The 22729-nt window shown below is 66.7% G+C and carries 24 protein-coding genes and 1 riboswitch; of the genes, 20 read left to right on the top strand and 4 right to left on the bottom strand.

Annotated elements, in window-relative coordinates:
• Positions 1-77 precede the first annotated feature (77 nt).
• From HTY51_RS17795 to HTY51_RS17730, 14 genes are all read left to right on the top strand, one after another.
• On the top strand, positions 78-1364 hold the full coding sequence (locus HTY51_RS17795; RefSeq protein WP_174253985.1) for a Rieske 2Fe-2S domain-containing protein: 1287 nt from the start codon (positions 78-80) through the stop codon (positions 1362-1364).
• Positions 1365-1398: 34 nt separating this feature from the next.
• Positions 1399-2496 (top strand): zinc-binding dehydrogenase, encoded by a 1098-nt coding sequence (locus HTY51_RS17790; protein WP_174253984.1) that lies wholly within the window; start codon positions 1399-1401, stop codon positions 2494-2496.
• On the top strand, positions 2493-3278 hold the full coding sequence (locus tag HTY51_RS17785; protein ID WP_174253983.1) for an IclR family transcriptional regulator: 786 nt from the start codon (positions 2493-2495) through the stop codon (positions 3276-3278). The genes HTY51_RS17790 and HTY51_RS17785 overlap by 4 nt, the downstream gene beginning before the upstream one ends.
• Positions 3275-4210 (top strand): GTP-binding protein, encoded by a 936-nt coding sequence (locus tag HTY51_RS17780; protein WP_174253982.1) that lies wholly within the window; start codon positions 3275-3277, stop codon positions 4208-4210. Before HTY51_RS17785 ends, HTY51_RS17780 begins: the two co-directional genes overlap by 4 nt.
• A gap of 67 nt (positions 4211-4277) precedes the next feature.
• The gene (locus tag HTY51_RS17775) at positions 4278-5849 is read left to right on the top strand and encodes an MFS transporter (RefSeq protein WP_174253981.1); all 1572 of its coding nucleotides are present in this window, start codon (positions 4278-4280) and stop codon (positions 5847-5849) included.
• A 6-nt stretch (positions 5850-5855) separates the two neighbouring features.
• Positions 5856-6275 carry a DUF1810 domain-containing protein gene (locus HTY51_RS17770; RefSeq protein ID WP_174253980.1) on the top strand — a complete coding sequence of 140 codons (420 nt, stop codon included), beginning with the start codon at positions 5856-5858 and terminating at the stop codon, positions 6273-6275.
• Positions 6272-7018: a sulfite exporter TauE/SafE family protein gene (locus HTY51_RS17765; RefSeq protein WP_174253979.1), complete on the top strand. Its 747-nt coding sequence runs from the start codon at positions 6272-6274 to the stop codon at positions 7016-7018. The genes HTY51_RS17770 and HTY51_RS17765 overlap by 4 nt, the downstream gene beginning before the upstream one ends.
• 100 nt (positions 7019-7118) lie before the next feature.
• Positions 7119-7204: riboswitch (cyclic di-GMP riboswitch) on the top strand.
• Positions 7205-7319: 115 nt separating this feature from the next.
• Positions 7320-7538: a hypothetical protein gene (locus tag HTY51_RS17760; RefSeq protein WP_174253978.1), complete on the top strand. Its 219-nt coding sequence runs from the start codon at positions 7320-7322 to the stop codon at positions 7536-7538.
• Positions 7535-7780, top strand: a complete 246-nt coding sequence (locus HTY51_RS17755) for a hypothetical protein (protein WP_174253977.1) — start codon at positions 7535-7537, stop codon at positions 7778-7780. Before HTY51_RS17760 ends, HTY51_RS17755 begins: the two co-directional genes overlap by 4 nt.
• Positions 7781-7819: 39 nt before the next feature.
• Positions 7820-8407 carry a hypothetical protein gene (locus HTY51_RS17750; protein ID WP_174253976.1) on the top strand — a complete coding sequence of 196 codons (588 nt, stop codon included), beginning with the start codon at positions 7820-7822 and terminating at the stop codon, positions 8405-8407.
• An 8-nt stretch (positions 8408-8415) separates the two neighbouring features.
• Entirely contained in the window at positions 8416-9240 is an 825-nt protein-coding gene (locus HTY51_RS17745; RefSeq protein ID WP_174253975.1) for an HDOD domain-containing protein, read from the top strand.
• 77 nt (positions 9241-9317) lie between these two features.
• On the top strand, positions 9318-9674 hold the full coding sequence (locus HTY51_RS17740; RefSeq protein ID WP_174253974.1) for a DUF1304 domain-containing protein: 357 nt from the start codon (positions 9318-9320) through the stop codon (positions 9672-9674).
• A gap of 112 nt (positions 9675-9786) precedes the next feature.
• Positions 9787-12183, top strand: coding sequence for an AsmA family protein (locus HTY51_RS17735; RefSeq protein ID WP_174253973.1), 2397 nt, complete (start codon positions 9787-9789; stop codon positions 12181-12183).
• Positions 12184-12257: 74 nt separating this feature from the next.
• Positions 12258-12533, top strand: a complete 276-nt coding sequence (locus tag HTY51_RS17730) for a KTSC domain-containing protein (protein WP_174253972.1) — start codon at positions 12258-12260, stop codon at positions 12531-12533.
• 27 nt (positions 12534-12560) lie between these two features.
• Here the strand turns inward: HTY51_RS17730 and HTY51_RS17725 are convergent, their stop codons facing one another.
• Positions 12561-13169 (bottom strand): class I SAM-dependent methyltransferase, encoded by a 609-nt coding sequence (locus HTY51_RS17725; RefSeq protein ID WP_174253971.1) that lies wholly within the window; start codon positions 13167-13169, stop codon positions 12561-12563.
• A 280-nt stretch (positions 13170-13449) separates the two neighbouring features.
• On the opposite strand from HTY51_RS17725, the gene HTY51_RS17720 reads away from it, so the two are divergent.
• Entirely contained in the window at positions 13450-14604 is a 1155-nt protein-coding gene (locus tag HTY51_RS17720; RefSeq protein WP_174253970.1) for a Shedu immune nuclease family protein, read from the top strand.
• Between the two features lie 64 nt (positions 14605-14668).
• Here the strand turns inward: HTY51_RS17720 and HTY51_RS17715 are convergent, their stop codons facing one another.
• Positions 14669-15532, bottom strand: a complete 864-nt coding sequence (locus tag HTY51_RS17715) for an NAD-dependent protein deacetylase (RefSeq protein WP_174253969.1) — start codon at positions 15530-15532, stop codon at positions 14669-14671.
• Between the two features lie 73 nt (positions 15533-15605).
• Here HTY51_RS17715 and HTY51_RS17710 point away from each other — a divergent pair, with 73 nt between their 5' ends.
• The 3 genes from HTY51_RS17710 to HTY51_RS17700 all read left to right on the top strand — a co-directional run bounded on the left by HTY51_RS17710 (position 15606) and on the right by HTY51_RS17700 (position 18246).
• Positions 15606-16211, top strand: a complete 606-nt coding sequence (locus HTY51_RS17710) for a TetR/AcrR family transcriptional regulator (RefSeq protein WP_174253968.1) — start codon at positions 15606-15608, stop codon at positions 16209-16211.
• A gap of 153 nt (positions 16212-16364) precedes the next feature.
• A complete protein-coding gene (locus HTY51_RS17705) occupies positions 16365-17180 on the top strand; it encodes an oxidoreductase (RefSeq protein WP_174253967.1) in 816 nt (271 codons plus the stop codon).
• Between the two features lie 64 nt (positions 17181-17244).
• Positions 17245-18246, top strand: a complete 1002-nt coding sequence (locus tag HTY51_RS17700) for an NADP-dependent oxidoreductase (RefSeq protein ID WP_174253966.1) — start codon at positions 17245-17247, stop codon at positions 18244-18246.
• A gap of 94 nt (positions 18247-18340) precedes the next feature.
• Here the strand turns inward: HTY51_RS17700 and HTY51_RS17695 are convergent, their stop codons facing one another.
• Together HTY51_RS17695 and HTY51_RS17690 are read right to left on the bottom strand one after the other, a co-directional pair.
• Positions 18341-20557 (bottom strand): malate synthase G, encoded by a 2217-nt coding sequence (locus HTY51_RS17695; RefSeq protein WP_174253965.1) that lies wholly within the window; start codon positions 20555-20557, stop codon positions 18341-18343.
• A 43-nt stretch (positions 20558-20600) separates the two neighbouring features.
• A complete protein-coding gene (locus HTY51_RS17690) occupies positions 20601-21311 on the bottom strand; it encodes a haloacid dehalogenase type II (RefSeq protein ID WP_174253964.1) in 711 nt (236 codons plus the stop codon).
• Between the two features lie 174 nt (positions 21312-21485).
• Here HTY51_RS17690 and HTY51_RS17685 point away from each other — a divergent pair, with 174 nt between their 5' ends.
• On the top strand, positions 21486-22388 hold the full coding sequence (locus tag HTY51_RS17685) for a LysR substrate-binding domain-containing protein (RefSeq protein ID WP_174253963.1): 903 nt from the start codon (positions 21486-21488) through the stop codon (positions 22386-22388).
• Between the two features lie 152 nt (positions 22389-22540).
• Entirely contained in the window at positions 22541-22729 is a 189-nt protein-coding gene (locus HTY51_RS17680; protein WP_174253962.1) for a hypothetical protein, read from the top strand.

Genomic DNA, 22729 nt, shown 5'->3' with positions numbered 1-22729 from the left:
GCTGGAACCGTTGGGCTCATGCTATCTTCGTTCTTCCAAAAGGAAAACCATTCCTCTATACGGAACAGGAGACAACGATGCTGAAAAAAGAACAGAACGAACTGGTGACCCGCACCAACGCCGGCACCCCCATGGGCAACCTCTTCCGGCGCTACTGGCTGCCGGCGCTCCTGTCCGAGGAGCTGCCCGCGCCCGACTGTGCGCCGGTGCGCGTCCAGCTGCTGGGCGAACGCCTGATCGCCATCCGCGACACGCAGGGCCGGCTCGGCGTGATGGACGAGTTCTGCGCGCACCGCGGGGTCTCGCTCTGGTTCGGCCGCAACGAGGAAAACGGGCTGCGCTGCCCGTACCACGGCTGGAAATTCGACGTCAACGGCCAGTGCGTGGACGTGCCCTCGGAGCCGGAGGGCAGCCGCCTGTGCGACAAGGTCAAGCTCAAGTCCTATCCCCTGATCGAGCGCGGCGGTGTGGTCTGGATCTACATGGGCCCGCCCGAGCACCAGCCGCCGGCCCCCGAATGGGAATTTGCCACCGTGCCCGCCGAACAGAGCTTCATGTCCAAGCGGCTGCAGGAATGCAACTGGCTGCAGGCCCTTGAAGGCGGCATCGACTCCAGCCACGTCTCCTTCCTGCACCGCGGCGGCCTGAGCCGCGACCCGCTCTTCAAGGGCGCCAAGGGCAATGAGTACAACATGCAGGACCTGCGGCCGCAGTTCGAGGTGGCCGAGGCCGAGGGCGGGCTGCTGATCGGGGTGAGCCGCAAGGCCGAAGCCGGCAAGCTCTACTGGCGCATCACGCCCTGGATCATGCCCATGTTCACCATGGTGCCGCCGCGCGGCGACCACCCGGTGCACGGCCACTTCTGGGTGCCGATCGACGACGAGAACTGCTGGGCCTGGAGCTTCGACTACCACCCCACGCGCGCGCTCAGCGCGACCGAGCGCCAGGCCATGCAGGAAGGCCACGGCATCCACTGCAAGTACGTACCGGGCACCTACATCCCGCTGGCCAACAAGTCGAACGACTACCTGATGGACCGCGAGAAGCAGCGCTCCGGCGAGCTCTACAGCGGCATCGAAGGCATTGCCGTGCAGGACTCCTCGCTGCAGGAAAGCATGGGCCCGATCGCGGACCGCACCCGCGAGCACCTCACCGGCACCGACCGCGGCATCGTGCAGGCGCGCCGCCGCCTGATCGCCGCGGCCACGGCGCTGGCCGAACACGGCACACCGCCGCCCGGCACCGAGCCGCACGTGCAGAAGATCCGTTCGGTCGCCATCGTGCTGCCCGCAGGCCAGCCCTTCCACGAAGCCGCCAGGGACGCGCTGCGGGCCGAACCCAAGAAGCCGCACGTCACGGTATGAGCACGCAGCCCCACCCCGCAGCCGGAGGCACCGCATGAAAGCCGCGGTGGCGATCGCCGCCGGCGTCACCGAGATCCGCGAGCTGGACGTGCCCGCACCGGACGCGGCCTCCGGTGTGCTGCGCGTGCTTTGCACCGGCGTCTGCGGCAGCGACTGGGGCTATTACCAGAACCTGCCGCCCTCGCGCGGGCCGCTGATCCTGGGCCATGAGACCGTGGGCCAGGTCGAGCAGATCGGCAGCTTCGCGGCCCGGCACTGGAACGTGAAGGAAGGCGATCTGGTCGCACTGGAGGAGTACCTGCCCTGCGGTCATTGCGAGTACTGCCGCTCGGGCGAGTTCCGGCTGTGCAATGCCACCGACTGGCGCCTGGGCGGACTGCGCTACGGCGCCACCGGCCTGTCGGTGGCGCCCGGCCTGTGGGGTGGTTTTGCACAGCAGCAGCACCTGCACTTCAACACGGTGTTCCACCATGTGCCGGCCGGGGTCTCGGCGCGCCACGCGGCCCTGGCCCTGCCCCTGTCCAACGGCATCGAGTGGACCTACCTGCAAGGCGGCGCCGGGCCGGGGCAGACGGTGCTGATCCAGGGGCCCGGCCAGCAGGGCCTGGCCTGCGTGGTGGCTGCGCGCGAAGCGGGGGCCGAGCAGATCATCGTGACCGGCCTGGGCAGCGAGACCGACCGCCAGCGCATGGTCCTGGCCCGGCAGCTGGGCGCTCACCACACCATCGACATCGAGGCGCAGGACCTGCTGGAGACCGTGGCCGACCTCACCGGCGGGCGCATGGCCGACCTGGTGATCGACTGCGCGGCCGGCGGGCCGGCCTCGGTGATCAGCGCGATCGAGCTGGCGCGCAAGCGCGGCCGTGTCATCCTGGGCGGACAGAAGCGCCAGAAGATCCCGGCCTTCGACAGCGACCGCATCATCGCCAACTTCCTGACCGTCAAGGGCATGCGCGGGCATTCCTACGAGTCGGTGGAACTGGCGCTGCAGCTCATCGCCGGCAATCGCCACAACGTCACCGCCATGAGCACCCACACCTTCACGCTGGAGGAGACCGATCTGGCGCTGCGTTCGCTGGTGGGGGAAGGCGTGGCCGGTCCCATCCACATGACCATCGAGCCCAAGCGATGACGACCGTCGACGCTGAAAGCCCGTCGCGCCGCCTGTCATCCGTCGGCGGCGCCCTGCGCCTGCTCAAGACCTTCACCCCCGAAGAGCCGGAACTGGGCATCACCGCCCTGGCCAAACGCCTGGGTGTGGCCAAGAGCACGGCCCATCGGCTGGCGAGCACACTGGTGTCCGAAGGTTTCCTGGAACAGAACCCGGTCGATGGCCGTTACCGGCTCGGACTGCTGCTGTTTTCCCTGGGCGCCCAGGTGCGCCGGCGCATGGACGTGTCGGAGCAGGCGGTGCCGCACCTGCACGCGCTGAGCACACAGAGTGGCGAGACGGTGCACCTGGCGGTGCTGCACGACGCCGAAATCCTCTACCTGCGCAACATCGACAGCCCGCACGCCATCCGCACGCGCTCCTACCTCGGTGTACGCATGCCGGCGTATTGCACCAGCGAAGGCCGGGCCCTGCTGGCCTACAGCCCGCCGCTGGTGGTGGCCCACATCATGCGGGCCAGGCTGCAGCCGCGCACCGAACATACGGTGACCGACAAGGCGAAGCTCACGAAAATCCTGGCGCAGGTACGCGACAGCGGTTATGCCATTGACGATGAGGAATCCGAAAACGGCATGCGCGGCGTGGCCGCACCGATCTTCGATGCCAGTGGTGCGGTGGTCGCCGCCGTGGGGCTGGCCGGGCCGGCGCAACGGGTCAGCAAGACCGGCTTGCGCAAATTCTCCGCCCTGGTGGTGCAAGCCGGCCAGGCCATTTCTGCCCGCCTGGGGCATCACCACAAATGAGCAGCCGCCGGATCTCCGTCTGGCTCGTGACCGGCTACCTGGGCAGCGGCAAGACCACGCTGCTGAAACACTGGCTGCGTGATCCGGCGCTGGCCGATGCGGCGCTGGTGGTCAACGAGATCGGTGAAGTGGGTTTCGACGACCGCCTGCTGGCCAGTGCCGTGGACAGCGCCATGCTGCTGTCCAACAACTGCGTCTGCTGCACCGGCCTGCCGGGGCTGGAAGAGGCGCTGACCGAACTCTGGTGGGACCGCCTGTACCGGCGCCGCCCCACGTTTTCCTCCGTGGTGATCGAGACCACCGGCCTGGCGGATCCCCGGCCCATCATCCAGGCCTTCGGGACCGTCCCCTTCCTGCAGCAGCGCTACGCCCTCGCCGGCGTGCTGGCCACCGCCAGCGCCCCGGCCGGCCTGGCCCTGATCGAGGCGCAGGCTGAGGCGCGCGCGCAGATCGAAGCGGCCGATGTGCTGATCATCACCAAGGTCGACCAGGCCGATGGCGCGCCCCTGGCAGCTGCCCTGCGCGCACTGAACCCGCGCGCAGCCCTGGTGTCGTCGGCCCAGGCCTCCCTCGCCTGGCCACAGGTCTGCGCATTGCTGGACGGCGCGGCCGGTGCGGCGCCCGCGCCGTCGCATGCAGCCCACGGCCATCACCACCACGCGGCGGCCCGCTTCGTGGCGATGGACGCGGCCCTGTCGGCCACCGCCTTGCGCGCGCAGATCGAGGCCCTGCGCGACGACCGCTTGCTGCGCATCAAAGGAGTGGTCGCGCTGGACGACGGCCAGCGCTACACGGTGCAATGGGCCGTCGGTGACCCCGACATCACGCTGGCGGCCTTTGCCGGGCAGGCACCTGCGCTGGGCCTGACCTGCATCAGCAGTGGCCCGGCCGCTGCGCAGGCCGCAGTCCCCGGGCACGACCATAGACAATAGCCCCATGGGATTCTTCTCGCGCTCCAGGAAACCAGACACTGCGACAGCGGCTGTAGCGGCGCCCTCCATGAACGCCCTGGCGCCCCTGAGCCACCCGGTGTTCCGCATGCTGTGGGGCACCTGGCTGGTGGCCCACATCTGCATGTGGATGAGCGACGTCGCGGCCGCGTGGATGATGACCTCGCTGACCACCACGCCGATCTGGGTGGCCCTGGTGCAGACCGCCTCCACCCTGCCGGTGTTCCTGCTGGGCCTGCCCAGCGGGGCCATGGCCGACATCCTGGACCGCCGGCGTTATTACATCCTGACCCAGTTCTGGGTGGCCACCGTGGCCATCCTGATGTGCGTGACCATCCTGGCAGGCTGGATGTCGCCGCCCCTGCTGCTGCTGCTGACCTTTGCCAACGGCATCGGCCTGGCCATGCGCTGGCCGGTGTTCGCCGCCATCGTGCCCGAGCTGGTGGCGCGCCCGCAGCTGCCGGCGGCGCTGGCCCTCAATGGCGCGGCCATGAACGGCTCGCGCATCGTCGGGCCGCTGGTGGCCGGCGCCCTGATCGCCAGCGCCGGCACGGTCTACGTCTTCCTGCTCAATGCCGTGCTTTCGGTGATCGCCGGTTTTGTCATCATGCGCTGGCGTCGCGAGCACAAGCCCAGCCCGCTGGGGCGCGAGCGCCTGTTCAGCGCCATGCGGGTGGGCCTGCAGTTTGTCGCGCATTCGGCCCGCCTGCGGGTGGTGCTGCTGCGCATCGCCCTGTTCTATGGCCACTCCACGGCCTTGCTGGCCCTGCTGCCGCTGGTGGCCAGGGGTTTGCCCAACGGTGACGCCGGCACCTTCACGCTGCTGCTGGCCTCCATGGGCGCGGGGGCGATCACGGCCGTGATGTTCCTGCCACGCCTGCGCGCCAAGCTCAACCTCAACCAGCGCGTGACCGTGGGCACCCTGCTGCAGGCCGCCTCCATGGCGGTGATCGCCTTTGCGCCCAACCTCTATGTGGCGGTGCCCACCATGTTCCTGGGCGGGGTGGCGTGGATCACCGTCGCCAACTCGCTGAGCGTGGCCGCCCAGATGGCGCTGCCCAACTGGGTGCGGGCGCGCGGCATGTCCATGTACCAAATGGCCCTCATGGGCTCCGGTGCCCTGGGGGCGGCGGTGTGGGGGCAGGTGGCGACCTGGAGCAGCATCCAGACCAGCCTGTGCGTGGCCGCCGTGTCGACCGTGCTGGCCATGGTGCTGGCCCGCCGCCTGTGGGCCGCCCATCACGACGAGGAAGACCTCACGCCGGCCAGCGAATACAGGCTGCCCGTGGTCAGCACGCCGCCGACCTCGGGCCATGTGCTGGTCACCATCGAGTACCGCATCGATCCGGCCCAGGAGGAAGCGTTCCGGGCCGTGATGCAGGAAAACCGGCGCAGCCGCCTGCGCCGCGGCGCCCTGCACTGGGAGCTGGTGCACGACCTCAGCCAGCCCGGCATCTACGTCGAGCACATCGTCGACGAATCCTGGACGGACCACCTGCGCCGCTTCGAGCGCATGACGGCGGACGACGTCGCGCTGCGCGAACGTGCGCGCGCCTTTCACATCGGCGATGCCCCGCTCATCGTGCGGCGCTTCGTGATCGACAGCACCATCCGCAGCTGAAGCGGCATGGACAGCCTGCAACGCTTTCTCGATGCCCAGGCGCCGGTCTACACAGAGGTGCTGGCCGAGCTGCGCGCCGGCCGCAAGACCAGCCACTGGATGTGGTTCATCTTTCCGCAGCTGCGTGGCCTGGGCCGCAGCAGCATGGCGCAGCACTACGGCCTCGCCTCGCGTGTCGAGGCGCTGGCCTATCTGCAGCACCCGGTGCTGGGAGCGCGGCTGAAGGAGTGCATGGGCTGCCTGCTGGCGCACCAGGACCTGAGTGCCGAGGACATCCTGGGCGACATCGACGCCATGAAGCTGCGCTCCTGCGCCACGCTGTTTGCGGCGGCGGCACCGCAGGAGCCCTTGTTCCAACGGGTCGTGGCGCAGTTCTACGCTGGCCAGCCTTGCCATCGCACACTGGACCTGCTGGACCGACCATGAACGAGCTGCTTCCCATGCTGCTGATCTGCGCCGTCGGCCTGGGCGCCGGTGTACTCGGTGGCGTGATCGGTTTCGGCACCACCATCCTGCTGATGCCGCCACTCGTGTACTTCTACGGCCCCATGACGGCCGTGCCCGTGATTGCGCTGGTGGCCATCGTGGCCAACCTCGCGCGGGTCGGCCTGTGGTGGCGCAGCATCGACTGGAAACTCTGTGGCGTCTACGCGGCCACCTCCGTGCCCGCCGTGGTGCTGGGCGCGAACACCCTGGTTCAGTTCAACCCGCGCCTGATCGAACTCATCCTCGGCAGTTTCCTGCTGCTCATGATCCCGGTGCGGCGCTGGCTGCGCCGCATGGACTGGAAGCCCCATCTGGGCCACATGGCGCTGGTAGGCGCCGGCATCGGCTACCTCACGGGCATCGTGGCCTCCACCGGTGCGATCAACACCCCGTTTTTCCTGGCCTACGGCCTGGTGAAGGGCGCCTACATCGGCACCGAGGCCGCCAGTTCCCTGGCCGTCTTCCTGGCCAAGGGTGCGGCCTTTCACACCCTGGGCGTGATCGACAGCCGCGCCATCGGCCAGGGCCTGCTGATCGGTGTCTTCGTGTTTGCGGGCTCCACCCTGTCCAAACGCCTGGTGCTGCACCTGCCCGAGCATCGGTTCCTGCAGCTCATGGAAGGCGTGATGGGGGTCTCCGGGCTGGCCATCCTGTGGATGGCCTGGCCGGGCCAGGACTATTAAGAAGCCCCGTCGATAGCCAACCTCCGGCTCCTGCGCTCCCCGGCCACGCCTGAAAGTTTTGCCCCCGAATTGCTACGACTGGTTTATATTCGTGTCTGACATTTACCTTTGGCACACCCGCACGAAAGTCGGGGTCGCAAAACCTCCGGTCTAAGGCCCTCTGGGCACGATAGCGGGGTTGCCGTCAAGATCGTCCGTTTCGGGCCCTGCTCTTGTCGCAAACGGAAACGCCCCCTGCGCGTTTCCGTGTTTTGCCACCCCCGCTTTTTGCCAGCGTGCCAGCCCCTGAATGGAAGCCCGCATGGAACACCAGCAAGCAGAGCAAGCCCCCCGCCCGCCGGCCACCGACGCTGAAACGGCGTGGCATGACACCCTGGCCGCCATGAGCGCCGTGTTGCAGGACTGCCTGCAGGCCCCCCGGGCCGCACCGTCGCGCGAGATCGAGCGGGCGGAAGCAGCCCTGCGCGAATACACCCGGCGGCTGCGGCAAGAGAAGCAGCTGGCCGAGGCGGAACTGTGAACCCGCCCAGCGCCGCGGCCACGCCCCTGCAGGAAGCAGCATCGGTGACCATGCGTCCGGCGCGCGGGCGCATGTCACCCGCCCTGCCGGGTTCGCTGGACCCGCAACGCGACAGGCTGCGCTTTTGCATCGGTGTATGCCAGGCCGACCGGCCCGAAGCCGGCGGCGTGGAAACCTCCCCCGGCCGTTTCCGCTGCGCCAACTGCTGGGCCGCCTTCCAGGCCCGGATGAAATTTCGCTGAGACGACGCCCACCCCCGACATCGCCACCCGAGTAAGCCCATGCTGCCCCAAATCAAAACCCTGCTCGGCAAGTCTGCCGCCCCGGCCCAGCGCGAAGCCCGTGCGGAACGCATGCCGCCCGACGAGGGCATGCGCTACCGGCGCGAGATGCTCTACCAGTCCATCCGCGAAAGCATGCTGGCCATGGAAGTGCTTTCCAATATGTACAAGTTCAAGGTGGTGAACGTGGACCAGCAGCACCAGGTCTTCATCGTCATGATCGAGGTCAGCAAGCTGTTCGAAGCCAAGTGGAACGGCGCGTCCGCCAGCTTCGCCCAGGCCGAGCAGCGTTTGATGACCGGCGCCATGAACCGCGCCGGTGTCACGCTGCAGGGCGTCTTCTGGCGCGTCGACGAAACCGTCGACGCCTTCGCCATGCCGGCCCGCGCCAGCGACGGCGCCGATCAGACCGGCGTGGCGATGCGCACGCGCGAAGTCCCGGGCGACGTGTCCCACGCCAGGGTGCGACTGGCACGCCGCAGCGCCGAGACCCCGGCGGCGCCGACGGGCAGCGCGAACAGCGCGTCCGGCCCCTCCGCAGCTGGCGGGAAAAGCGACATCGGCAGCACCCAGTACGGACAGCTCTGAAGCACCCCATGGAACTCGCCAGCCTGCTCCAGTCCCCCGCCGCGCTTCCCAGCATTCCCCGCGTGATCGCGCTGCTGCTGGCCGAACTCGACCGGGACGAGCCCGACCTCTTCCAGATCAACCGCCTGCTGGGCCAGGACCCCGTGCTCACCACGCGCCTGCTGCAGCTCGTCGGCACGGCCCACCATCAGCGGCAGAAGCCGATCACCAGCGTGGGCGAGGCCATGGCCCTGGTGGGCCTGCAGCAGGTGCGCGAAATGGCCTACGCCGCTGCCGCCACCAGCGCCTTCCGTCAGGTCGGCAACGTGGACATGCCGCGCTTCTGGCGCTACAGCCTGAACGTGGCCAAGCTCACGCGGCATCTGGCCCAGGACGTCCGCCACCCGGTCTCGCCCTTCACGGCCGGGCTGCTGCACGGCCTGGGCATGCTGGTCATGCACCTGGGCATGCCCCGGCAGATGGAAGAGCTCGACCGTCGCATGCCCCTGTACGCCCCGCAGCGGCACAGCGCCGAATACGAACTGGTCGGCTACAACTACGCCCAGGTCGGCGCCGACCTGGCACGCGCCTGGCAGCTGCCGCAAGCCCTGGTGGACATCCTGGAACACCAGGACGCGCCCTTTGAACGCGACAGCTACGAGCCCCTGAGCGGCATCCTGCACCTGGCGGTCTGGCGCTGCCGCGCCATGGAGATGGGCTACACCGACGAAGACCTCGCCCAGACCTTCCCGGACACCACGGCCCTGGCCCTGAAAATGGACCTGCACGATGTACTGGACCGCGACCCCATCGCCTGGACCACGCGGCAGGAAGTTGACGCCCTGACCGGCTAGCGCTGCGGACGCCTTTCCACGGCGGTCTGTGCCTGCGGTATCGTTCCCTACCTGCGCACCCACCCGAAGGAAACGCCATGTCCACGCTTGCCGCCATCGTCATCGGCCTCGTCGCCCTGCTGCACATCTGGTTCCTCGTGCTGGAAATGTTCCTCTGGGACAAGCCGGCCGGCCTCAAGGCTTTCGGCCAGACGCTGGAGAAAGCCCGGGCCTCCAAGGTGCTGGCCGCCAACCAGGGCCTGTACAACGGCTTCCTCGCCGCGGGCCTGCTCTGGGGCCTGAGCCTGGGCGCGGCGGGTACGCACATCCAGGTCTTCTTCCTGCTCTGCGTGCTGATCGCCGGCCTGTACGGCGCGGCCACCGCCAGCCGCAAGATCCTCTTCGTGCAGGCCCTGCCGGCCGCGCTGGGCCTGCTGCTGCTCGCGCTCGCCTGAGCGGGCCCCGGCGCACGGGCGTGGGGCACACAAGGGCTCGCAGTTACTACAACTTACAGACGGCAACAGCGGCTTCATCAAGAATGATCGTCCCGCCCCCACGCCCCGTCCCATGAGCAAGCCCAGCAAGAAAGCCGCTCCGGCGCCCGTCCCCGCGCAGCCGGGTTCGCTCAAGCTCGCCTTCCTGGGCTGGTACGGGGTGGTCGGCACGGCCCTGGGTTATGTGCTGCCCTTCAAGCCCCCGTTTGCCGAAGGTTATGCCAAGGAATACTGGCGCCACGCCCTGGGCAGCCTGCTGCTGGTGCTGGCACTGCTCGGCGGCATCGTCGGCCTGACGCTCTACCTGCTCGACGCCAACGACTTCAAGGCGCAGATCGTCGACTACGTCAAGACGCACAAGCAGCGCGATCTGGTGCTCGACGGCGACATCCACGTCACCTGGTTCCCGCAGCTGGGCCTGGAGACCGGCAAGCTCAGCCTGAGCCAGCGCAACAGCAGCCGCAAGTTCGCCTCGGTGGAAAACGCGCGGCTCTATGTCGCCTGGTGGCCGCTGCTGCGCAAGCAGGTGCAGGTGGAACGCGTCGTGCTCGACGGCGTGCACGCCAACCTGCTGCGCCACCCCGACGGCAGCAGCAATTTCGACGACCTGCTGGTGCCGGCCGACTGGATGGGCGAGCTGCAGTTCGCGGTGGAAAAAGTGCGCGTGCTCGAATCCTCGTTCAACCTCCAGGACGAGGCTTCGGGCCAGGCCTTTTTCGTGCACGGGCTCAACCTGGAAACCGGCCGCCTGGCCGACGCTACGGCCGGCCAGGTGCAGGCCAGCCTGCGCCTGCAGTCGGTGCAGCCGCAGTTGGACCTGCAGCTGCGCCTGAACGCGCAGCTGCTCTACGACCACGCCAGCCATCGCTACGAACTGTCCCAGATGGAAGGCCAGGCGCAGGGTGATGCCGTCGGCTTCAACGAACTGCTGCTGGACTGGCGCGGCCGGCTCACGGCCTGGCCGGGCCAGCACAAGCTGCTGCTGGAACCCTTCAGCGCCACGGCACGCGGGCGCCTGGCGCAAGACCATCTCGAAGGCAAGCTGGCCGCCGCGCGTGTGCAGCTGACGCGCGAGCTCTGGCAGGCCAGCACGCTGGCGCTGGAAGGCCGCGTCACACGCGAACAGTCCGTGCTGGCCGCCACGCTGCAAGCGCCCGCCATCGAAGCCGGCACCAAGGCCTGGAAGAGCGCCGATGTACAGGCCACCCTGGAGCTCAAACACGCCGGCGGCACGCTGCAGGGGCGCGGCAACAGCCCCCTGCTCTACGACAGCGAGAAACGTTTGTTGCAGCTGGAGGCCCTCAACACCAGCTGGAGCGCCAGCCACCCCCTGCTGGCCGCGCGCCTGCAGGCCACGGCCAACGGCAAACTGTCGGCCGCGCTGGCCACGCAGGAGGTGACGCTGGATGTGAAGGCCGGCATCGACGACAACCAGCTCAGCGGCCGCGTGCAGTTGCAGGACTTCAAGGCCCCGGCCTGGACCTTCGACCTCGCAGCCAGCGCGCTGGACCTGGACCGCTACCTGGTCAGCGACTGGACACGCCGCCTGCAGGACAGCACGCAGGCGAAAGATTTCGACGCACTCAACACGCTGAACCTGCGCGGCAAGCTGCGCAGCGACTCACTGCGCGTGGCGCGCCTGCAGACCGGCGCCTTTGCCGCCGAACTGCGCGCCGCCTCGGGCACGCTCAGCGTGGAGCCCATCACGGCACACCTTTATGGCGGCAGCCTGTCAGGCGGCCTGAGCCTGAGCGCCGGCGAGACACCGAAGCTGGCCATGCGCCAGAAACTCAGCGGCGTGCAGATCGATGCCCTGCTGGCCGACCTGACGGGCAGCGAGGCCCGGCTCAGCGGCAAGGGCCAGCTGCTGTTCGACCTGAACGCGCAAGGGGCCACGTTGCCAGCGCTGCGCCAGTCGCTCACGGGCACGGCCAGCCTGGCGCTCACGCGCGGCACGCTGGCCGGTGTGCAACTGGGTGAGGCCCTGCTGGCCGGCAAGGAGCAGCTGGGCCTGACGGGCGCCGAGCGCCGCGACAGCGTGCGCCTGACGGAAAACACCGCCTACAACGAACTCAAGGCCAGCCTGAGCGTGGAACAGGGCAAGGCACGCAGCGAAGACCTGCTGCTGAAGTCCCCCCTCTTCACCAGCAAGGGCGAGGTGGACCTGGCCCTGGACACCTTGCAGATCGACGCTTGGTTGGACACCACCGTGACGCCGGGCCTCAAGCGGGCCAGCGCGGGTGAACTGGCCGAACTCTCGGGCATCAACATCCCCATGCGCATCAACGGCCAGGGCAGCGCGGCCACCCTCAGCTACAGCCTGGGCGAGGCCAGCGGCGGCAACCTGCCCCGGCTGGCGCGGGCCAACCAGGCGCGTGTGACCGCGGCCATGGCACCGGCTCCAGCAGCGCCGGCCAGCATGACAACCACCGCCAGCACGGCCGGCGCCGGCAAGCCCGCCGGCAAATAAAGGTCGCAGCCGCGGCCAGAGGGCGGCGCTAGCAGTCCACTTGCGCCGGGCCTTGGCGCCCGGGACAATGGGCCATGCAAAGCAAGACCTTCACCATCGGTCGCTTCCGCCGCGCGGACTACGACGAAAAAACCCAGCAGCTGGACCTGCACTGGGACAGCAAGACCGTGCTGGCCTACAAGCAGGTGCCGCAGGAAGTTTTTCGCCGGCTGTGCAATGCGCCGAACCCGACGACCTATTGGGAAGACAGGATTGCGGAGGAGTATCCGAAGGGGGTGCCGATGGGCAAGAGCGGGGGCTCTGAGGATGCTGCGCAGAAGTTTCGGGATTTGTTCGGCAGCGGGGAGTGAGCCGTGGCTATGGCGATGGGATGCGGGTCAACAGCCGCCCGCGCACTCGAGTTCGAACAGTGGCACCTCGGCCTGGCGGCTCAGCCAGATGCCACCGCCCAGCTCAGTAAACCCTTGCGACAGGCCGCGCCGGTACAGCTGGCCGGAATGACGGAACAGGCGCGGGTCGGTCAGTGTCTCGTCGATGGTGTCGCGCTCGTAGTCCTCGCGCGTCACGGCTTCCACATACAGCGCGCCCCGGCTGATCGTGCCCAGGTTGTGCAGCGCCCGATTCAGGTCGGCCTCGTTCAGGTAGGGCAGCACGCCCTGGCAGATCACCAAGTCGAAGGGCTCGGCGCATCGGTAGTCCACCACCGAACCGCGCTCCCAGCCGTAGCGCGCGCAGAGGTAGTCGCTGACCTCCACGCCGTGGTACTGCGCCTCGGGAAAGTGCAGCGTCAGCGCCTCGCGCCACAGGCCGATGCCGCAGCCTACGTCCAGCACCCGCCGCACGGGTACGCGCAGGTACTTGAGGTAGCTGCACACGAATGCACCCAGCCGCGCCACATGCGCGGGGTCAACCCCGCTGGTCTTCTTGTCAAAGTAGTAGCGCTGGTAATACGCCTCGTCGAACCACTGGTCACTGGCTGATTGCACGGTTGTTCCTTATTGCTGGGGAGCTCCGATGCGGGGAGCCGATGAGGAGTATGGCGCTGGACAGTCTGCAGGCTCGCGGGCCATGCGCGCACCATTCGTATCTTTACGGGGTGACGCGCGGTTTGTGAAGTGCGCGTCCCTGCGCTATATTGGCGCGAATTCTTGAAACAAAACAGGCATTTAGCTTGCTACAAGGGAGGCGCCAGGATGACCATCCGTCCATGTTATTCCGCACTTTTGCGGTCCATATCACGTTAGGTTTTCAAGTTCAGGGCCGCACATGGATAACTACGAGAATCCGCTGCCGGGAAAGACCTACATCAGTCCATCGCTCAAGTCGTTCTCCGAACCTGAGCGAAAGGTGCGCATAGCAACAAAGCTGCTCGACCAACCAGAGACGTATGCCTTTGCCCACGAAAAGGGCGAGATGGTGCTCCGCCTAAAGGAGGGAGCAAAAACTACGATAACCGCGAAGTTCTTCGAAGATGATCGCGGCCTGTTCGTCCTGAGCATTCAAGGCTACACGATCGCGACGGCCAAGCCGCACAACGCGAGCTTCTCGTTCATCGGCGACGAGATCGGGCGTTTGGTGGAGTTCATCAACCACATCCAGGCCATGCCGTTGAAGAGCGCTGCGCCGCTGAAGATCACGGACGAGCAGTTGCGCCGTATGGTTCTGTCAACACAGCAAGCGCAGGCACTGCTTCGCGACAACGAGGAGCTATTCTCGGAGGTGCTGAAGTCGCAAATTACGAAGCAGGATGTCGTGGCAGTCGGCTACAGAAAGCGGCAACTGCAGGTCTTCGACAAGCTCCTGGAGGACCCCGCATACTTCGAAGAGATCAAGTCGAAGAAAAACTGCACCTCGGAGGGAGTGTGGCAGCAGTTTTTCGAAAAGAACCAGTGGATCTTCGGGTACGGCCTCAGCTACATCGCTTTGTCGGGGCTCTCGGACAAGAAGCTTGAGCAAGTGGTCCATGGCCATACCGTTACAGAACATGGGAAGCGGGTCGATGCCCTGCTAAGAAGTCGAGGTGTCATTTCCAGCCTTTGCTTTGTGGAGATCAAGCACCACACGACTGAGCTTCTCCAGGACAAACCCTATCGGAGCGGCTGCTGGGCGATTTCCGACGAACTCGCCGGCGCAGTCGCGCAAGTTCAAGGAACGGTGGCATTGGCTGCGGAAACCATCCGCCAAAAGCTTGCGCTGCACGACGGGTCGGGGAATCCGACTGGAGAAGAGGCCTTCAACTATCTCCCGAAGTCTTTCGTTGTGGTGGGCAGCTTGCGTGAGTTCATGATGCAACATGGTGTGAATCAGGAGCGGTATCGCTCATTCGAACTATTCCGGCGAAATCTAGGAGCCCCGGAGGTCTTGACCTTCGATGAGCTCTACGAACGCGCTCGTTTCATCGTCGAACAGCATGAAACTTAAGAACTCCTTCGACGCGGGCACGCACCGGAATTGCGCCGCGAAGCGTACCGGTTTACTCCAACATTCATCCGGCGATCGAAGACCGGGCCAACGTAGCCGGCCCCAGCCCCGCCGACTCCACTGCCAGCGTTTTGATGGCCTCACCAACCTCAATCTCTAGTTTGAACGCCAACACCGAATCCGCCCGCGTCCGCCCTCGATTCACAGCCGCCACCGGCTTGCCTGTCGCCACCGCCTCCTCCACAAAGCGGTAACCCGAATACACCATCAACGACGAACCAGCCACGAGCACGGCATCCGCTTGCGCCAGCGCCTCCCGCACCGCCGCCACACGCTCCCGCGGCACGCTTTCGCCGAAGAAGACCACGTCGGGCTTGAGCAAACCGCCGCACTGCGGGCAGTCCGGTACCTCAAACGCGGTGAAGTCCAGGCCGTCGAGATCCGCATCGCCATCGGGCAGGCTGCGCGCGTCGAGTCCCAGCCAGTCCGGGTTGCGCGCCATCAGCTCCTCCTGCAGCGCGCGGCGTGGCGAGCGCACACCGCAGCCCAGGCAACACACGGTGTCGATACGACCATGCAGGTCCACCACGGCCTGGCTGCCCGCGGCCTGGTGCAGGCCGTCCACGTTCTGCGTCACGAGCTGAACGATACGGCCCGCGCGTTCCAGCTGCGCGAGCGCGTGGTGCGCGGCCGTGGGTTGCGCATGCGCCATGGTGCGCCAGCCCAGCATGCTGCGCGCCCAGTAACGTTTCCGCGCGACCGGGTCGCCGGTGAAGACCTGAAAACGCATGGGCTCACGCTGTTTCCAGGCCCCGTTTTCGTCACGGTAGTCGGGGATGCCAGCGGCGGTGCTGCAGCCGGCGCCGGTGATGACCAGCAGACGCGGGTGCTTTTGTACGAAATCGATCAGAGGCTGCAGACCGTCCATGCGTAGATTGTGCGGACTTTGGGTCACGGGCGTGGGGCAGGGGCCTGCCGTGCACGCAGCCGGGTATTGATGTATGATGGCCGTCATGCGAAATTCAAACACCACCGCCAGAGCGGCCGCCAAGGATGCCACCCACGAACGCATCGTGGCTGTGGCCGCGCGGGCCATCCGCCGCAGTGGCTACGACGGCACCGGCGTGGCGGACATCATGAAGGAGGCCGGCCTGACGCATGGCGCCTTCTATTCCCACTTCAAGTCGCGCGAGGCCATGCTGGCCGAAGCGGCGGGAAAGGCCTGCGCGGAGTCCGCTGCCACCGTGGCCGACGTGGTGGCCGGTGTGCCCCCCGGCAAGGCACTGGTTTCCATGCTCAGCGCCTATCTCTCCCGCGAACACGTCGAGCAGGCGGAGAACGGCTGCCCCCTGGCGGCTCTGGGTTCTGAAACCTCGCGCCAGGCCCCCGAGGTGCGCCGTGTGACCACCCGGCACGTCAAGGAAATGATCGACCTGCTCGCCCGCCAGTCGCCCGACTGGGGGCAGCCCAGCGCCCACGAGCGGGCGCTCGTGACCCTCTCCACCATGGTGGGCGCCTTGCTGCTGGCGCGTGCGGTCGATGAGCCGGGTCTGTCGGACAGCCTGCGCCTGGCCGCCCTCCAGCACCTGGCCCCGGCCGCTCACTGACCTCCCAGGCTGACGCTGCCTTTTTCTTCGCCCCAACACATGATGATCATCATGCGAATCACGCACAACACCCCGCTGAAGAAGCGCGACCTCTCGCGGCAGAGCTGGCTTGTCTGCGCCTTTCCCAAACACACACACTGACGGAGACATCTCATGAACATGAAAAGCAGGATTGCCCTCGTGACCGGCGCCTCATCGGGCATCGGCCTGGCCACGGCGGAACGGCTCGCACAGGCGGGCTACACCGTCTACGGCACCAGTCGCCGTGGCGGCGAAGCGAGCAGCGGACGGCCGTTCGAGATGCTGCCCCTGGACGTGACCCGCGATGCATCGGTGGACGCCGCTGTGCAGCAACTGCTGCAGCGCGAAGGGCGCATCGATCTGCTGGTCAACAACGCGGGCTTCGGAGTCGCCCCTGCCGGTGCGGAAGAAAGCTCGATCGAGCAGGCGCGTACGCTCTTCGACACCAATTTCTTCGGGATCGTCCGGATGACACGTGCCGTCGTGCCGCAGATGCGGCAGCAGGGTGCGGGACGCATCATCAACATCGGCTCGGTGCTGGGCTTCCTGCCCATGCCTTACATGGCCCTGTACTCCGCCACCAAACACGCCGTGGCTGGCTATTCGGAGTCACTCGACCATGAGCTGCGCACCCAGGGCATCCGTGTCTCGGTCGTCGAGCCGGCCTACATCAACACACCGTTCGACGCGAACCTGATGCAGCCCGATGCGCCGCTCGACGTGTACCGCGACATACGCGCGGGGGTGGAGAAACGGGTGAAGCAGATCCTCGTGGGTGCCGACGGCCCGGAGGTGGTGGCCGAGATGGTGCTGCAAGCAGCCACGGCAGCGCATCCCAAGATGCGCTATGCCCCCGGACAGGCCCAACGCCTGCGTTTGCTGCGCCGGTTTGCGCCCGCCGGCGTGCTGGACGCGGGGGTACGCAAAGACCTGCGTCTCAGCGCGTAGACGAGGCCCAGGCCCTGAGGCAAACTGTTTAAAAACCTGGCGACGCCATGCAGAAGGAAAGATCATGAAGGCATTTGTTCTTGAGCGTTATGGAAAAAAAGGCGCATTGCGATCCGCAGACGTGCCGGTTCCGGCGCTGCGTGATGACGAGGTCCTGGTCGAAGTCCATGCAGCCGGTGTGAACCTGCTGGATTCGAAGATCAGGGACGGCGAGTTCAAGCTCATCCTGCCCTATCGCCTGCCGCTGATCCTGGGGCACGACGTGGCCGGGGTGGTGGTCAAGGTCGGCCCGCATGTGCGGCAGTTCAAACCGGGCGATGAGGTCTATGCGCGCGTCGATGATTTCCGGATCGGCACCTTCGCCGAATTCGTCCCCGTCAAGGAAACATCCCTTGCGTTCAAGCCCGCCAACCTCACCATGGAAGAAGCCGCCTCCATCCCCCTGGTGGGCTTGACGGCATGGCAGGCACTCGTGGAGAAGGCCGATCTGAAAAAAGGGCAGAAGGTCTTCATCCAGGCAGGTTCCGGCGGCGTGGGCACTTTTGCCATCCAGCTGGCCAGGCATCTGGGCGCCACGGTCGCCACGACGACGAGCTCGAGCAATACCGCGCTCGTGCAGGGCCTGGGCGCAGACATCGTGGTCGACTACAGGACGCAGGACTTCGAAGAGGCCTTGCACGACTACGACGTCGTGCTGAACAGCCAGGATGGCCCGACCCTCGTCAAGTCGCTGCGCGTGCTCAAGGCGGGAGGCAAGCTCATCTCCATCTCCGGGCCACCCGACGCCGCATTCGGCAAGGAGATCGCGGCACCCGGCTTCGTGAGGCTGGTCATGCGACTGCTGAGCGCCAGTGTCAGGCGCAAGGCGCGAAGCCGGGGCATAGGCTACACCTTCCTCTTCATGAAAGCGAACGGTACCCAACTGCAGGAGATCACCCGGCTCATCGAAGGAGGCGCCATCCGCCCCGTGGTGGACAAGGTCTTCCCCTTCCAGTCCACCAATGAAGCCCTGGCCTACATCGCAGCCGGTCGAGCGAAGGGCAAGGTCGTCATCAAGGTCAAGTGAAGCGATCAAACAAAACGGCAAGGTCCATCACAGACCTTGCCGTTTGCTTTGAGCGGCGGTGGATTACTGCAAAGCCTTGACCCCCGCACACGGGTCAGTGTGCGGCTTTCACTTTCAGGCGCCAGGCGTGCAGCAACGGCTCGGTGTAGCCGCTGGGCTGCTCCAGGCCCTTGAAGACCAGGTCCGTCGCCGCCTTGTAGGCTGCGGAGGTGGCGAAGTTGCCGGCCATGGGCTTGTAGAAGGGGTCGCCGGCGTTCTGCTGGTCCACCACGGCGGCCATGCGCTCGAAGGCGGCGCGCACTTGCGCCTCGGTCACGATACCGTGCAGCAGCCAGTTGGCGATGTGCTGGCTGCTGATGCGCAGCGTGGCGCGGTCTTCCATGAGGCCGACGTTGTGGATGTCGGGCACCTTGGAGCAGCCCACGCCCTGGTCGATCCAGCGCACCACGTAGCCCAGGATGCCCTGGCAATTGTTCTCGATCTCTTCCTTGATCTCCTCGGCGCTCCAGTTGGGCTTGGCGGCGACGGGGATGGTCAGCAGGCCGGTGAGCAGCTTGTCTTCCAGCGCCTTGAAGTTCTTCGCGGTGGCCTGCTGCTCCAGTTCGTCCTGGATGTCGGCCACATTGACCTGGTGGTAGTGCAGGGCGTGCAGGGTGGCGGCGGTGGGCGAGGGCACCCAGGCGGTGTTGGCGCCGGCCTGGGGGTGCACGATCTTCTGCTTGAGCATGGCGGCCATCAGGTCGGGCATGGCCCACATGCCCTTGCCGATCTGGGCGCGGCCCTTGAGGCCGCAGGCCAGGCCTTCGAGCACATTGCTTTGCTCGTAGGCGGCGATCCAGTCGGTGCCCTTCATGGCGGCCTTGCGGATCATGGGGCCGGCGTACATGGCGGTGTGCATCTCGTCGCCGGTGCGGTCCAGGAAGCCGGTGTTGATGAAGGCCACGCGGCTCTTGGCGGCGGCGATGCAGGCCTTGAGGTTGACGCTGGTGCGGCGCTCCTCGTCCATGATGCCCAGCTTGACGGTGTTCTCGGCCAGGCCCAGCAGCTGCTCGACGCGGGCGAACAGCTCGGAAGCAAAGCCCACTTCGGCGGGGCCATGCATCTTGGGCTTGACGATGTAGATGGAGCCGGTGCGCGAGTTGCGCACGCCGTTCTGCGTCAGGCCCTTGAGGTCGTGCAGGGCGATGGTGGTGGTGATGACGGCGTCCATGATGCCTTCATGGATCTCGCTGCCATCGCCGTAGAGGATGGCCGGGTTGGTCATCAGGTGGCCGACGTTGCGCACGAAGAGCAGGGAGCGGCCGTGCAGCCGGATCTCCTCGCCGTTGGCGCCCTTGTAGATGCGGTCGGCGTTGAGGCGGCGCACGAAGGTCTTGCCGCCCTTGGCCACTTCCTCGGTCAGCGTGCCCTTGAGGATGCCCAGCCAGTTGTCATAGGCCAGCACCTTGTCGTCGGCGTCGACCACGGCCACCGAGTCTTCCAGGTCCAGGATGGTGGAGAGGGCGGCTTCGACCAGCAGGTCGCTGACGCCGGCGGCGTCGCTGCGGCCGATGGGCGTGCTGCGGTCGAACTGGATCTCGATGTGGATGCCGTTGTTGCGCAGCAGGACGGCCGAGGGCGCCACCGCGCTGCCCTGGTAGCCGACGAACTTGTGCGCGTCGGCCAGGCAGAACTTGCTGCCGTCCTTCAGCGCGACCTTCAGCTTGCCGCCTTCCACCGTGTAGGCGGTGGCGTCGACGTGCGAGCCCTTCTTCAGCGGGGCCACGCGGTCCAGCACATGGCGCGCATATTCGATGACCCTGGCGCCACGCACCGGGTTGTAGCTCTTGCCGTCCGGGCCGGCCTTGGTGGCGCCGCCGTCTTCGGGCAGGGCGTCGGTGCCGTAGAGCGCGTCGTACAGCGAGCCCCAGCGGGCGTTGGCGGCGTTCAGTGCATAACGGGCGTTCAGGATGGGCACCACCAGCTGCGGGCCGGCCTGCACGGCCAGCTCGGCGTCCACGTTGGTCGTGTCGCTGTGCACTTCGGCCGGCACGGGCACCAGGTAACCGGTCTTTTCCAGGAAGGCGCGGTAGGCCTTCATGTCCTGGATGGGGCCGGGGTGGGCCTTGTGCCAGGCGTCCATCTCCAGCTGCAGGCGGTCGCGCTCGGCCAGCAGGGCGGCGTTCTTGGGGCCCAGCTCGTGGGCGATGGCGTCGAAGCCCTTCCAGAAAACGGCGCTGCTGATGCCGGTGCCCGGCAGTACCTTGTCTTCGATGAAGCGGTACAGCTGGGTGGCGACTTGCAGCCGGTGGGCGGGGGTGCGTTGTGTCATGGTCTTGACTCCTGGAACATAAAAATCGTAGTCAGACGGCGTGTCATTCGGCGGGAAAGAAGCCGAGCACGTCGTTGAGCGTGTTGCCGGTGCGCGTGGGCTGGGTGCCCAGTTCCTCGAAGGGCAGCGCATAGCGGTTGACCCACAGGGTCCGGTAGCCGTACCAGGTGGCGGCCAGTGCGTCCCAGCTGTTGCTGCTGACGAAGACGATCTGCGCGGCACGCAGGCCGGTCGCCTGCTCGCCCAGCGCGTACGCCTCGGGGTGGGTCTTGTACTTGCGCACGGCGTCCACGCTGATCACGTGGTCCAGCAGGCCTTCCAGGCCCGCGCTGCGCACGGCGATGCCCAGCATCTCGGGGTCGCCGTTGGAAAGGATGCCGGTGGTGATGCCGCGCGCCTTCAGTGCCTGCAGCACGTCGCGGTTCTCGGGGAAGGCGCTCAGGTGGCGGTACTGGTTCATCAGCTGCAGCTCGGCCTCGGGGGTGAGCGTGAGCTGCAGGCGCTTGCAGGCGTAGCGCAGGCCGGCCTGCGTGAGCTGCCAGAAGGGCTGGTAGTGCGCGCCATGGTTGCTGGTGGTGACCAGGCGCGTGTATTCGATCTGCTTCTCGCGCCAGAGCTGGCCCAGAGCCTGGCCCTGGCCCGGGAACAGCTGCTCCGCCACCAGGCCGACGCTGTAGACGTCGAACAGGGTGCCATAGGCATCGAAGAGCACGGCTTTCGGCTGCGATGTGGCTGGGGCGCGGGGTTTTTCCATGCCCTCACTTTATTTGATACTTTCACTCCCATTAATAAAGAAAATATGCATAAATTGCGAACAAAAAGTATCGAATCGAATTTTCGGGCTGGCAGGCATAATTTGGGCAGTTTCCGGCCCGCTGAACGATCAGCCGGCTTTCCTGCAGCATCTGCTGCTTACTGTCTGCCATTCATGTCCATCCCCTTCGACCTGGTCGACCTGCGCCTGATGGTTCGCATCGCGGAAGCCGACAGCCTGACCAAGGGCGCCGAGGCAGCCCATATGTCGGCCCCGGCCGCCAGCACCCGCATCAAGGCCATCGAGGAAAGCCTGGGCGTCAAGCTGCTGCACCGCAGTTCCCAGGGCGTGACGCTCACGCCGCCGGGCCAGGCCTTTGTGCACCATGCGCGCCTGGTGCTGGGCCAGCTGGAACACCTGCGCACCGACCTGCAGGAGTACGCGCGCGGCATCCGCGGCCACCTGCGGGTGCACGCCAACACCACGGCCCTGGGCGAGTTCCTGCCGCCGGTGCTGCGGCGTTACCTGCTGGCCCACCCCGACGTGAACGTGGACCTGCAGGAGCGCCTGAGCCACGACATCGTGCGTGCGGTATCCGAGGGGCAGACCGACATCGGCATCGTGGCCGGCCTGGTGCGCACCGAGAACCTGCAGGTGCTGCCCTACCGGCGCGACCGTCTGGTGCTGGTGCTGCCGCGCGGCCACAAGCTCGCCGGCGCGAGCGCCGTGAGCTTTGCCGACACGCTGGACTTCGACCACATCGGCCTGGCCGAGAGCAGCGCGATCCGCGCCTTCCTGCAGCAGATCTGCGAGGGCCTGGGCCGGCCCATGCAGCAGCGCATCCAGGTCAGCAACTTCGAGGCAGCCTGCCGTATGGTGGAGGCGGCGGTGGGTGTGGCCATCCTGCCGGGCTCGGCCGCGCACCGCCACGCCCAGACCATGGCGATTGCCATCGTGCCCCTGGCCGACCCCTGGGCCGAACGCGCGATGCAGATCGTGGTGCGCAGCCTGGACGCGCTGCCCGCTTACGCGCGGGAGCTGGTGGATTTGCTGGTGGAGGATGCGAGGCAGGAATAGGCCGACCGCCGACACACGGTCGAACGCCTCGTTACGGTTGATACCGGATCCGCATTGCCGGCGAGCTGCGGTGTCCCGAGAATAGGCGCTTCGTCCAGCGGCAAAAGCTGTCTTTGCCCTGACGCGATTCCCCATCTCCTGCACCACACATCATGCTGCTCCGCTTCAAGATCTCGCTACTGGCCGTCTTCGTCCTGTCCACGCTGCTGGGCATGGCCGCGCCGAACCTGACGGCCCTGCTGGTCGGCATCGCCGCCCTGGGCCTGGGGCTGGCGATTTCCATCATCCACTTCGTGATGACCGAGCACCGGGCCGAGCGCGAACTCCACTCATCCTTCTGA

This window comes from Rhodoferax sp. BAB1 (genome assembly GCF_013334205.1).
Taxonomy (GTDB): domain Bacteria; phylum Pseudomonadota; class Gammaproteobacteria; order Burkholderiales; family Burkholderiaceae_C; genus Hylemonella.
The sequence above is the reverse complement of the archived record's forward strand: the minus strand, read 5'-3'. Positions and strand labels throughout refer to the sequence as shown.

Coding starts and splice junctions, on each gene's coding strand:
- HTY51_RS17760 (WP_174253978.1), top strand. CDS start 7,320: ATGGAACACCAGCAAGCAGAGCAAGCCCCCCGCCCGCCGGCCACCGAC.
- HTY51_RS17695 (WP_174253965.1), bottom strand. CDS start 20,557: ATGACACAACGCACCCCCGCCCACCGGCTGCAAGTCGCCACCCAGCTG.
- HTY51_RS17750 (WP_174253976.1), top strand. CDS start 7,820: ATGCTGCCCCAAATCAAAACCCTGCTCGGCAAGTCTGCCGCCCCGGCC.
- HTY51_RS17745 (WP_174253975.1), top strand. CDS start 8,416: ATGGAACTCGCCAGCCTGCTCCAGTCCCCCGCCGCGCTTCCCAGCATT.
- HTY51_RS17765 (WP_174253979.1), top strand. CDS start 6,272: ATGAACGAGCTGCTTCCCATGCTGCTGATCTGCGCCGTCGGCCTGGGC.
- HTY51_RS17720 (WP_174253970.1), top strand. CDS start 13,450: ATGGATAACTACGAGAATCCGCTGCCGGGAAAGACCTACATCAGTCCA.
- HTY51_RS17680 (WP_174253962.1), top strand. CDS start 22,541: ATGCTGCTCCGCTTCAAGATCTCGCTACTGGCCGTCTTCGTCCTGTCC.
- HTY51_RS17710 (WP_174253968.1), top strand. CDS start 15,606: ATGATGGCCGTCATGCGAAATTCAAACACCACCGCCAGAGCGGCCGCC.
- HTY51_RS17705 (WP_174253967.1), top strand. CDS start 16,365: ATGAACATGAAAAGCAGGATTGCCCTCGTGACCGGCGCCTCATCGGGC.
- HTY51_RS17795 (WP_174253985.1), top strand. CDS start 78: ATGCTGAAAAAAGAACAGAACGAACTGGTGACCCGCACCAACGCCGGC.
- HTY51_RS17790 (WP_174253984.1), top strand. CDS start 1,399: ATGAAAGCCGCGGTGGCGATCGCCGCCGGCGTCACCGAGATCCGCGAG.
- HTY51_RS17785 (WP_174253983.1), top strand. CDS start 2,493: ATGACGACCGTCGACGCTGAAAGCCCGTCGCGCCGCCTGTCATCCGTC.
- HTY51_RS17690 (WP_174253964.1), bottom strand. CDS start 21,311: ATGGAAAAACCCCGCGCCCCAGCCACATCGCAGCCGAAAGCCGTGCTC.
- HTY51_RS17685 (WP_174253963.1), top strand. CDS start 21,486: ATGTCCATCCCCTTCGACCTGGTCGACCTGCGCCTGATGGTTCGCATC.
- HTY51_RS17715 (WP_174253969.1), bottom strand. CDS start 15,532: ATGGACGGTCTGCAGCCTCTGATCGATTTCGTACAAAAGCACCCGCGT.
- HTY51_RS17775 (WP_174253981.1), top strand. CDS start 4,278: ATGAACGCCCTGGCGCCCCTGAGCCACCCGGTGTTCCGCATGCTGTGG.
- HTY51_RS17730 (WP_174253972.1), top strand. CDS start 12,258: ATGCAAAGCAAGACCTTCACCATCGGTCGCTTCCGCCGCGCGGACTAC.
- HTY51_RS17735 (WP_174253973.1), top strand. CDS start 9,787: ATGAGCAAGCCCAGCAAGAAAGCCGCTCCGGCGCCCGTCCCCGCGCAG.
- HTY51_RS17740 (WP_174253974.1), top strand. CDS start 9,318: ATGTCCACGCTTGCCGCCATCGTCATCGGCCTCGTCGCCCTGCTGCAC.
- HTY51_RS17780 (WP_174253982.1), top strand. CDS start 3,275: ATGAGCAGCCGCCGGATCTCCGTCTGGCTCGTGACCGGCTACCTGGGC.
- HTY51_RS17770 (WP_174253980.1), top strand. CDS start 5,856: ATGGACAGCCTGCAACGCTTTCTCGATGCCCAGGCGCCGGTCTACACA.
- HTY51_RS17700 (WP_174253966.1), top strand. CDS start 17,245: ATGAAGGCATTTGTTCTTGAGCGTTATGGAAAAAAAGGCGCATTGCGA.